The following is a 10,709-nucleotide window of genomic DNA, read 5'->3' as shown; positions in this document are numbered from 1 at the left end:
TTCCGAATTTTTAGCACGCTGGTTCTGCCACTCTCACTCCTCCTGTCCTTCGGCCAATCCAAGACTCATGCTCAGCCTTGCCCTGGCCGCCCACCTTGGCCTGTTCCTCTCAGCCTTCACCGCCGCCACCCTGCTGCCACTGCAATCCGAAGCCTTGCTCGTGGCTCTGCTGCTGGGCGGCCAGTACCCCGTGTGGTCGCTATTGCTGGCCGCGAGCCTGGGCAATGTGCTCGGCTCGCTGGTGAACTGGCTGCTGGGCCGGGGTCTGGAGCGCTGGCGCGGGCGCCGCTGGTTTCCGGTGAGCGATGCGGCGCTGGAGAAAGCCCAGCGCCATTACCGGCGCTTCGGCAGCTGGTCGCTGCTGCTCAGCTGGGCGCCGGTGATCGGTGACCCGCTGACACTGGTCGCCGGTGTCATGCGCGAGCCCCTGTGGCGTTTCCTGCTTCTGGTCAGCGTCGCCAAGGTCGGGCGCTACGCCGTACTGGCCTGGCTCACGCTCGCCTGACTTGCCCTTGGTCAGAACGGCCAGGAATTTCCTCTGCCAGTCCTGTTTTGCCACTGCAACGAAAAATTGGCGCCAAGTAATATCACTGCGCCATCACCGTGCATGGCAGAGCCTGCCGGCTCCACACAATGGATGAAGAAAAGGGAAATTCACGATGTTCAGAAGCATGAGTATTGGCCGCCGCGCGTCCCTGGGTTTCGCTGTCATGGGCCTGCTCCTGGTGTTTCTTGGGTTGTTCTCGCTGTACAAGCTGTCGACCCTGCGCGCCGCTTCCGAGGAAATCGACAGCAACTGGCTGCTGAGCATCAGCCAGATGAACCAGCTGTCGGGCGACATTGCCCGCATCCGCCTGGAATCCATGCGCCTGCTGGTCAACCACGACAGCACCGCGCGCCAGCATAGCCTGGAGCTGATCGCCGAGGCGCGGCAGGACAAGGACAAGGTGCTGGCCGACTACCGCCGGCTGATCCTCAGCAGCGAAGAGCAGCAGCGCACCGATGAACTTCGCCAGGCGCTGGACGGCTACCTGGGCTTTGTCGACCAGTTGCTGGAAAAGGTCCGCCAGAACGACGAGGAAGGCGCGCTGCACATCCTCAACGGCAACATCACCCAGCAGGGCGCCGAACTGAACAAGCGCCTCACCGCGCTGATCGACCTCAACCGCAACGGCGCCGCTGCTGCCGCCGACCGCGCCGTGGAGCAGTTCCAGAGCGGCCGACTGGTGGTCGGCGGCATTCTGCTGCTGAGTGTCGGCCTGACCCTGCTACTGGCCTGGCAACTCACCCGCAGTATCGTCGTACCGCTAAGCCAGGCGGTGCGCGTGGCCCAGACCATCGCCAGCGGCGACCTGAGCCAGCGCTTCGGCATCGAGGGCCGTGACGAGCCGGCACAGTTGCTCAAGGCCCTCGCGGAGATGCAGACCAGCCTGCGCGAGACCATCCGTGGCATCGGCAATTCGGCCAGCCAGCTGGCCTCGGCCGCCGAGGAAATGCACAGCGTCATGGACGACAGCAGCCGCGCGCTGCAGCAGCAGAGCGACCAGATCGAGATGGCCGCCACCGCGGTCAACCAGATGACCAGCGCCGTGGAGGAAGTCGCCAGCAACGCCGCCTCGACCTCCGCCGCCTCCCGCGAGGCCATCGACGCCGCGCGCAGCGGCAGCGAGCGGGTGGACGAAACCTCCAGCGCCATCGGCATCCTGGCTGGTGAAGTGGGCCAGGCTTCGCAGCAGGCCGAAGCCCTGGCAAACCAGGCGCAGGACATCGGCAAGGTGCTGGAAGTGATCCGCAGCGTCGCCGAGCAGACCAACCTGCTGGCGCTCAACGCCGCCATCGAAGCCGCCCGCGCCGGCGAGGCCGGGCGTGGTTTCGCGGTGGTCGCCGACGAGGTTCGCTCGCTGGCCCAGCGCACGCAGAGCTCGACCCGCGAGATCGAGGAGCTGGTGTCGGCCATCCAGAACGGCAGCGATCGCACCGTCACCGCGCTGCTCAGCAGTACCGCCCACGCCGAGCGCACCGTCAGCCGCACCGGCGAGGCAGGCGACTCGCTGCAGGTGATCCTGCAACGCATGTCGCTGATCAACGAACGCAACCTGGTGATCGCCAGCGCCACCGAGGAACAGGCCCAGGTCGCCCGCGAGGTGGACCGCAACCTGCTGACCATCCGCGACCTGGCGACCCAGACCTCGGCCGGTGCCACCCAGACCAGCGCGGCAAGCCAGGAACTGTCGCGGCTGGCCGTGGACCTGAACGGCATGGTGGCGCGCTTCGTGGTCTGACGGCCCATGGCCCTACTCCCGTTTCGCCGTCGAGCTGGCGAAACGGGACGAGATGACAGGGAATTTTTCCGGCAATTTCCTATCCAATGGCCATCATGGAACGCCACAGGGTGGATAGATGAAACTGTTGAAATTCTCGGCCGTGCTGGCCGCAGCCGCATTGTTGAGCGCCTGCGGGGGGAACGAGGCCAAGGTCTGCGGCTCGGACGACGTGAAGAACCAGCTGGTGAAGGTCTTCCTCTCCGGCGCGCTTTCCGCCCAGTCCGATGCGCTGAGCAAGGCCGAGCTGAAGGACGTGGCGATCATCGACAAGGACCCGGACAGCGGCGTACTGGAATGCGTCGGCACCCTGACCGTACCGGTGGTCGGCCAGGTCGCCTCGGGCACCCTGAAGTACCAGATCGCCCCGGCGGCCAAGTCCGAGCACGACTACCTGCTGCTGCTCGCCGATGGCCCGCTGGCCAATGCCTTCGCCAAGCGCATCGAGGGGATGATCCCGCAGCAGTGAGGTTATCCACAGGCAATGAAAAACCGGCCCAGGTGGCCGGTTTTTCATTGGGCGGGCATTTTGTAGGAGCGATGGCCCCTGGGAACGCCATTGAAAATGGAGTCCGCTGCGCAGGACAACATCGGCTTGCGGCGTATCCTCCAGGGAACTTTCGGTTTAAAAACCTTCCAGATCGATCAGCTCGCCCTCGAAGCGCAGCCAGCCGCCCTCTTCATTCGCCTCGCCACCCTGGATCTCGCCGTAATAGGACAACCCGTTATCCAGCGTCACGCAGACGTGGGTCGGCTCTTCCGGGGCATCCAGCTGGCCCTTGAAACGCACCTCGATCACGCCCTCTTCGGGAGCGCTGAGAGTGATGGTGACGCGGGCGTTATCCACTGCTTCGGCTTCGCGGCCCCAGTGCTCGGCGCTGACGGTAACGGTGGCGATCTCTTGACTCATGCTCGAACTCCAATACGAATGGCCCGCTGCGCAGGCCAAGTCGGCATAGGGTAAGCGACACCGTGTCGCCGCGATACCTCTCCGCCATGAACAAGGCCCGCATCGCGCGGGCCTCGTTCACTTCAAGCGCCGGTCAATCGGCGTGGATGTCGTTGTCCTTGGTCTCGCGCAGGAACAGCAGCGAGCACACCAGGCTCATCGCCGTCACCAGCACCGGGTACCAGAGCCCGTAGAAGATGTTGCCGGTATACACCACCAGGGCGAACGAGATGGTCGGCAGCAACCCGCCGAACCAGCCGTTGCCGATGTGGTACGGCAGCGACAGCGAGGTGTAGCGGATGCGTGTCGGGAACAGCTCGACCATCAGCGCCGCCAGCGGGCCATAGCAGCAGGTGGCGATGAAGATCAGCGCGACGATGATGGCCACCACCATCGGCCGGTTCACCAGTGAGGAATCAGCCACGGTCGGGTAGCCGGCATCCTTCACCGCTGCGCCCAGCGCGGCGGCGTCGAAGCCCTCGATGCGCTTCTCGCCCACGGTCACCACCAACTCGCTACCAGCCGGCGCGGCCAGCGTGCTGTAGGGCACGCCGCCTTTCACCAGCAGGGTCTTGGCCTTGTCGCAGGCGCTGTCGAACTTGGCCTTGCCCACCGGATCGAACTGGAAGGTGCAGGTGGCCGGGTCCGCCATCACGGTGACCGGCGCCTGGCGCGAGGCCGCGTCGATCTGCGGGTTGGCGTAGTGGGTCAGCGCCTTGAACAGCGGGAAGTACAGCACCGTGGCCAGCAGCAACCCGGTGATCAGCACCGGCTTGCGACCGACCTTGTCCGACAGCCAGCCCATGATCACGAACAGCGGCGCACCGATCACCAGCGCAACGATCAGCATCCCGTTGGATAGCGCCGGGTCGACCTTGAGCACCTGGGTGAGGAAGAACATCACGTAGAACTGCGCCGCGTAGAAGGTCACCGCCTGGCCGGCGTTGATGCTGAACAGCGCGATCAGCACGATCTTCAGGTTGCTCCAGCGGGTGAACGATTCCTTGAGCGGCGACTTGCTCACCTTGCCCTCGGCCTTCATCTTCAGGAACGCCGGCGACTCGTGCATGGACAGGCGAATCCAGGTGGAGATGCCCAGCAGCACGATGGAAATCAGGAACGGCAGGCGCCAGCCCCAGGTTTCGAACTCCGGCCCGGTGAGCTGGCGGCAACCCCAGATCACCACCAGCGACAGCAGCAGCCCGCCGGTGGCGGTGCACTGGATCCAGCTGGTGTAGGCGCCACGTTTGTGGTCCGGCGCGTGTTCGGCCACGTAGATCGCCGCGCCGCCGTACTCCCCGCCCAACGCCAGGCCCTGCAACAGGCGCAACACGATGAGGATGACCGGTGCCGCCACGCCGATGGTGGCGTAGGCCGGCAGCAGGCCGACGGCGAAGGTCGACAGGCCCATCAGCAGGATGGTGACGAGAAAGGTGTACTTGCGCCCGATCATGTCGCCCAGGCGGCCGAACACCAGCGCGCCGAAGGGACGGACGAGGAAGCCGGCGGCGAACGCCAGCAGGGCGAAGATGAAGGCAGTGGTGTCGTTGACCCCGGCGAAGAAGTGCTTGGCAATGATCGCCGCCAGCGATCCGTAGAGGAAGAAGTCGTACCACTCGAACACCGTGCCGAGCGACGAGGCGAAGATCACCTTGCGCTCGTCGCGACGCGTGGTCGCGGGACGCTCATAGGAGCTGGGCTGTGCTACATCGGTCATTACGGGCTCTCCTGCCCCTTCTGGGGGCTCTTGTTTTTGTCAGCCTCGACTGCCACGGCTTTCACACCGCGCGATACCGGTTGTCTTGCTACACGCCAAATAAAAAGTGGGCAGACGGGATCGCCGTCACGCCACCGGAGCTTCCTCCTGTGTGCGCCCACTGGAAGGGATGACCTCCGCGCCGCGCGCGGGTTCGCTCAAAATCATCTGCGCGGCCTTTTCCGCGATCACCAGCACCGGCGAACAGCTGTTGCCGGAGGTCAGGCTGGGCATGATCGAAGCGTCGGCGATGCGCAGGCCGGGAATGCCATGCACGCGCAACTGGCTGTCCACCACCGCCCCCCCGCCCTGCCCCATGCGGCAGGTACCGGCCGGGTGGAAGATGGTGGTGCCGATCTCGGCGGCGGCGCGGTGCAGGTCTTCTTCGGTCTGGTAATCCGGGCCGGGCTTGAACTCCACCGGGTTGAAGCGCGCCAGCGCGGGCGCGGCGGCGATACGCCGGGTCAGGCGAATGGCGTCAGCGGCTACGCGCAGGTCCTGCGGGTGGCTCAGGTAGTTGGGCTGGATCACCGGCTTGTCGCGTGGATCAAGAGAGCGCAGCGTGACCGTTCCGCGGCTCAGCGGGCGCAGGTCGCAGACCGACGCGGTGAACGCCGGGAAGCTGTGCAGCGGCTCGCCGAAGCGCTCCAGCGACAGCGGCTGCACATGGTATTCGAGGTTGGCCGAACGCTGGCCGGGGTCGGACTTGGCGAACGCACCCAGTTGGCTCGGCGCCATGGACAACGGCCCGCTGCGCTTGAGCAGATACTCCAGGCCCATGCCCATCTTGCCCCACAGCGTCGAGGCGATCTGGTTCAGCGAAGGTGCGCCATTCATGCGGTAGATCAGGCGCAGCTGCAGGTGATCCTGCAGGTTGCCGCCGACGCCGGAGAGCTCATGGCGCACGCCGATTCCGTGCTTCTCCAGCAGATCGCGCGGGCCGATGCCCGAGCGTTGCAGCAGCACCGGCGTGTTGATCGCCCCGGCGCAGAGGATCACCTCGCGCCGAGCCCGCAGTTCCCGGCGAGCCCCCTGCCAGTTCACCTCCAGGCCAACCGCGCGACCGTTTTCCAGCAGCACGCGGTGGGCCTCGACGTGGGTCAGCACGGTGAGATTGGCGCGGTTGGCAATGGGCCGCAGGAAAGCCTTCGACGCATTCCAGCGAACGCCGGAACGCTGGTTCACCTGGAAATAGCCGCAGCCTTCGTTGTCGCCGCCATTGAAGTCCTCCACCGAGCGCACGCCGGACTGCGCCGCCGCTTCGCGGAAGGCATCGAGGATCGCCCACGACAACCGCTGCTTCTCCACCCGCCATTCGCCGCCGGAGCCGTGCAAGTGGCTTGCGCCGGCGAAGTGGTCCTCCATCTTCATGAACAGCGGCAGCAGGTCGTTCCAACCCCAGCCAGGGTTGCCCTCGGCCGCCCAGCCGTCGTAGTCCAGCGCCTGGCCGCGCATGTAGATCATGCCGTTGATCGAGGAGCAGCCGCCCAACGTGCGCCCGCGCGGGTACTTGATGGCGCGGCCGTTCAGGCCCGGCACCTTTTCGGTGTCGAAACACCAGTCGGTGCGCGGGTTGCCGATGCAATAGAGGTAGCCGACGGGGATGTGGATCCAGGGATAGTTGTCCGGGCCGCCGGCTTCGAGCAGCAGCACGCGGTTGGCGGGGTCGGCGGACAGGCGGTTGGCCAGCAGGCAGCCGGCAGGGCCCGCGCCAACGATCAGGTAGTCATAAGCATCCAGTGCCTGCGGCATGGAAAATACCTCGTCGTTTCTTGTTCTTTTGGGTATGACGACTGAGCCTAGTCGTTCGTTCGTGATAAAAGAACAGTCGTTTCGAGTCACCTGCTGTGCGTTTTCTAACAGTGCGCCTTCTGCCAACGAGAGCCGCCCATGTTCGACTGGAATGACCTGCGCTACTTCCTCGAGCTGCACCGCAGCGGCCGCCTGCTGACCACCGCCAAGCGCCTGGGCACCACCCACGCCACCGTGGCGCGGCATATCGAGAGCATCGAGCGCGACCTCGGCACCCAGCTGTTCGCCCAGCACACCGGCGGCTACCAGCTCACCCCGGCCGGCCAGGCGCTGCTCAAGCACGCCGAGGCCATGGAAAACACCGCCCTCCTCGCCCAGGAGGAAATGAGCCAGGCCATCTCGCCACTGGGGCAGATCCGCATCGGCGTCACCGAAGGCCTGGGCACCATGTTCCTCGCCCCGCGCATGGGCGAACTGATGCAGCGCTACCCCGGGCTGGAGGTGGAACTGGTATCGGTGCCGCGCTTCGTCAGTATCACCAACCGCGAAGCGGATATCGCCATCACCCTGGAACGCCCCAGCGCCGACCTGCTCATCAGCCGCCTGCTCACCCGCTACCGCCTGAGCCTGTTCGCCAGCCCCGCCTACTTGGAAAACGCCCCGCCCCTGCGCGACCGTGACGACCTGTGCAAGCACCCGTGGATCGGCTACGTCGACGACCTGCTGTTCAGCCAGGAACTGCTGTTCCACCACAGCTTCTGCCGCCACCCGCAGGTGGTGTTCCGCAGCACCAGCGCGGTCGCCCAGCAACAGGCCGCCCAGGCCGGCATCGGCATCGCCATCCTCCCGCAGTACATGGGCCTGCACGACCCACGGCTGGTGCCGGTGCTGCCGGAGGAGTTCATCGAACGGGAATACTGGATGTGTACGCGGCGCGAGTTGCACCGGTCGGTGCGGCTGAGGTTGGTGTGGGACTTTCTGGTAGAACTCTGCGGCCGCGAACAGGGCATTCTCGTCGAAGGAAAGAGCGCAGCTATACAGGGTGCAGCGAGCCACTGAACGCGCCGTACCAGCAAGGCGCGTCCTATCTTCAGGAGCAAGTTCGATCCTGCAAACGCAGTTGTGCCTGCCGATAGAAGGCTGCTGTTTTACCACGTCAATAGCGTCGAACTTGCCTACAGGTTCAGGGATTCCTGACAGCCGCTTCCGAATTATTCAAGGCGACTTTTACCGAAGATATCCGGCACCCGATTCCGGAGACATTTCATGCGCCAGCGGCAACCCAGCCTATCCCTGCAAAGCATCGTCGATGCGCTCAACAGTGGCGCCCTCGCCAGTGGCGAGACCCTGGCGCGGCAGTTGCTGCGTAGGCAACCGCGCAACGCCGATGTGCTGCATCTCTGCGGCGCAGCCTGCCTGATGCAGGACAAGGCGGCGCAGGCGCGGGAGCTGTTCAAGCGAGCGCTGATGCTGCGCAAGGACGGCACCTTCTACCTCAACCTGGCCCTGGCCGAGCGCGCCCTGAACGATGATCGCGCGGCGGAAGCGGCCTTTCGCAACTGCCTGAAGTTTCAGCCGGGCAACGCCAAGGCAGCAAATAACCTGGCGAACATCCTCAATCATCGGCGCCAGTACGCCGAGGCCGAACAGCTGTATCGCCAGGCCATCGCCAGCGAGCCCGGTTATGTGTTGGCCTACAGGAATTTGGCCAGTCACCTGCGTGAACGGGGCTACAGCGAGGCGGCAATTCAGCTGGTATCAGGGGCACTTAAGATCAGCCCCGACTGCATCGAACTGCAGTTGGAACTGGCCCGCGCCTTGGAGAAGCGCAAGCGCTACGCCGAAGCTGCGGAGTGGTTCAGCAAGGCGGGGCACTGGGGCGACCTGCAATTCGCGCTACGCAACCTGGCGGATTGGTCGCGGCTGAGTGACGTGGACGCAGCCCTGCTGGAACAGTTGCGCATTCCCACGCAGGAACGCACGACTCCCTGGAGCCTGATCAATATCCCCGCCCTTACCCCGGCAATGCACCGCGACACCGCGCGCCACTATGCCGAGGACTGCTGGCCGGTGGAGATGGCGGCCAAGCCTCTGGCGGAGGAGCCCGTACCTGGCGAACGTTTGCGCATTGGCTACCTGTCCAGCGACCTCTACGCCCACGCCACACTGTATTTGATGATGGGCGTGCTGGAGGCTCACGACAGTGCCAAGGTGGAGATCCAACTGTTCGACTACAGCCCGCCGCGCGAGGACTATTTCACCCGCCGCATCGCCGCAACTGGCCTGCCCCGCCACAACCTGCGCGAGCTGTCCGACGAGGCGGCGGCAAAGCTGATCGCCGAACAGCGTCTGCACATCCTGGTGGACCTGAAGGGCTACACCACCGGGGCGCGCCAGGGCATCACCGCATTGCGGCCGGCGTCGGTGATCGTCAACTGGCTGGGCTATCCGGGCAGCCTGGGGCATCCACGCCTGGCGGATTACCTGATCGGTGATCCGACCGTGACGCCAGCCGAGCACGCTGCGCATTTCAGCGAGACGCTGGCGCTGATGCCCCATAGCTACCAACCCAATGACCGGTACCGCCCCTTGAACCCGCCGCCTGGTCGAACGGAGGTCGGGCTACCGGAAAAAGGCGTGGTGTTCGCCAGTTTCAACCAGTTGCTCAAGCTCAATCCGGGCGAATTCGACCTGTGGTGCCGATTGCTGCGGGAGGTGCCGGGGGCCGTGCTCTGGCTGCTGGAGCCCGAGGCCGAGGAGGCCCGCGACAATCTTCGGCGCGAGGCGCAGCAGCGTGGAGTGGCCGCCGAACGCCTGATCTTCGCGCCACGCCTGAAACAGGATGAGCACCTCGCCCGCCTCTGCCTGGCCGACTTGGCCCTGGACAGCTTCCCCTGCACCTCGCATACCACCGCCAGTGATGCGCTCTGGGTGGGGGTACCGCTGATCACTCGACTGGGAGAGACCTTTACCAGCCGCGTGGCGGGAAGCCTGCTCAAGGCGCATGGTTTTGACGAACTGGTAGCGAAGGATGCAGAGGACTGCTTCGAGCGGCTGAAAGCCCTGGCCCTCGACGACTGCGCACGCACTGAGCTGCGCCAACGGCTGTCGGCAGCGCGGATGGACTCGCCGTTGTTCGACACGGCGCGCTTCACCCGTGATCTGGAAGCCTTGTACCAGGCAATCTGGCAGCACCACTGCACCGAGCCGGAAGAGCGCTCCGAGGTTGTGCTGGCGGTTTAGTTGCAGGACCGAGGGGGGGACGCCCAGTCCTTGCTCGCGAACCCACCCAGCGCCGGAGCCGGGTAAAGGCTGTTCGCGAGCAAGCTCGCTCCTATGAAAGCGAGAGCGGAAGGGTCACTCCGCGCGGGCGTGCTCGACCTTGTCGGAGGCGGACCAGAGGCGGTAACGGACTTCGACGTCTTTCGGCGCGTAGATCACGATGGGCAGTTTGCTGTTGTAGCGCAGCACGAAGCCTTCGCCGATCACCGGGACGAAGTCCTTCTTACTCTTGCCTTCGGGGCAGGCCATCAGGGTGCTGGCCGGGCCGCTGACCTTGTCCAGGCGGTAGTAGGAATAGCCCCAACCTTCCAGGGTCTTCTCTTCCAGGGTGCCGCCAAGGCGCTGGCGGTTGCAGTCGACGGTCAGCGTCTTGCCGGCGAGGATCTCGACCTTGAAGTTCTCTTCATGGGCCTGCTTGGGCAGGTGGATGACCTGGCGGACGAAGCCGTCCTCGGCCTTGGGATAGGGCGCGACGTCTTCCAGTTTGGCGGCGTTGGCCAGGGTGGCGGTAGCGCTGAGCAGCAGCGCGGTGGGCAGGGCGAAACGTACGAACGGCATGAAGCCTCCTTGCAGAATTGAGGAACGAACGCGCCGCGAGGGTGCGTTCGTCCGAGCCTCTCTGACCGTCAGATTGTACGAATGCTCCTGC

9 protein-coding genes are annotated in these 10,709 nt (G+C 65.1%); 5 read left to right on the top strand and 4 right to left on the bottom strand.

From position 1 onward, the window contains the following. The first annotated feature begins 67 nt into the window (after positions 1-67). From GJV37_RS24040 to GJV37_RS24030, 3 genes are all read left to right on the top strand, one after another. Positions 68-505, top strand: a complete 438-nt coding sequence (locus GJV37_RS24040) for a YqaA family protein (RefSeq protein WP_037007383.1) — start codon at positions 68-70, stop codon at positions 503-505. Between the two features lie 166 nt (positions 506-671). Then, a complete protein-coding gene (locus GJV37_RS24035) occupies positions 672-2,282 on the top strand; it encodes a methyl-accepting chemotaxis protein (protein WP_246228428.1) in 1,611 nt (536 codons plus the stop codon). Between the two features lie 118 nt (positions 2,283-2,400). Beyond that, entirely contained in the window at positions 2,401-2,790 is a 390-nt protein-coding gene (locus GJV37_RS24030; RefSeq protein ID WP_024765682.1) for a hypothetical protein, read from the top strand. A 156-nt stretch (positions 2,791-2,946) separates the two neighbouring features. Here the strand turns inward: GJV37_RS24030 and GJV37_RS24025 are convergent, their stop codons facing one another. From GJV37_RS24025 to GJV37_RS24015, 3 genes are all read right to left on the bottom strand, one after another. Next, complete coding sequence (locus GJV37_RS24025) at positions 2,947-3,231, bottom strand: hypothetical protein (protein WP_024765683.1); 285 nt, start codon at positions 3,229-3,231, stop codon at positions 2,947-2,949. 133 nt (positions 3,232-3,364) lie between these two features. After that, the gene (locus GJV37_RS24020; RefSeq protein ID WP_065086125.1) at positions 3,365-4,987 is read right to left on the bottom strand and encodes an MFS transporter; all 1,623 of its coding nucleotides are present in this window, start codon (positions 4,985-4,987) and stop codon (positions 3,365-3,367) included. Positions 4,988-5,113: 126 nt separating this feature from the next. Next, a complete protein-coding gene (locus GJV37_RS24015) occupies positions 5,114-6,778 on the bottom strand; it encodes a GMC family oxidoreductase (protein ID WP_193452997.1) in 1,665 nt (554 codons plus the stop codon). A gap of 138 nt (positions 6,779-6,916) precedes the next feature. On the opposite strand from GJV37_RS24015, the gene GJV37_RS24010 reads away from it, so the two are divergent. Together GJV37_RS24010 and GJV37_RS24005 are read left to right on the top strand one after the other, a co-directional pair. Further along, positions 6,917-7,837 carry a LysR family transcriptional regulator gene (locus GJV37_RS24010; protein WP_193452996.1) on the top strand — a complete coding sequence of 307 codons (921 nt, stop codon included), beginning with the start codon at positions 6,917-6,919 and terminating at the stop codon, positions 7,835-7,837. Between the two features lie 207 nt (positions 7,838-8,044). Then, a complete protein-coding gene (locus GJV37_RS24005; RefSeq protein WP_193452995.1) occupies positions 8,045-10,021 on the top strand; it encodes an O-linked N-acetylglucosamine transferase, SPINDLY family protein in 1,977 nt (658 codons plus the stop codon). A 114-nt stretch (positions 10,022-10,135) separates the two neighbouring features. On the opposite strand, the gene eco is transcribed toward GJV37_RS24005, so the two are convergent. Beyond that, the gene (gene eco / locus GJV37_RS24000) at positions 10,136-10,618 is read right to left on the bottom strand and encodes a serine protease inhibitor ecotin (RefSeq protein WP_037015245.1); all 483 of its coding nucleotides are present in this window, start codon (positions 10,616-10,618) and stop codon (positions 10,136-10,138) included. Positions 10,619-10,709 lie beyond the last annotated feature (91 nt).

Source organism: Pseudomonas nitroreducens, assembly GCF_010994165.1.
GTDB lineage: Bacteria > Pseudomonadota > Gammaproteobacteria > Pseudomonadales > Pseudomonadaceae > Pseudomonas > Pseudomonas nitroreducens.
The sequence above is the reverse complement of the archived record's forward strand: the minus strand, read 5'-3'. Positions and strand labels throughout refer to the sequence as shown.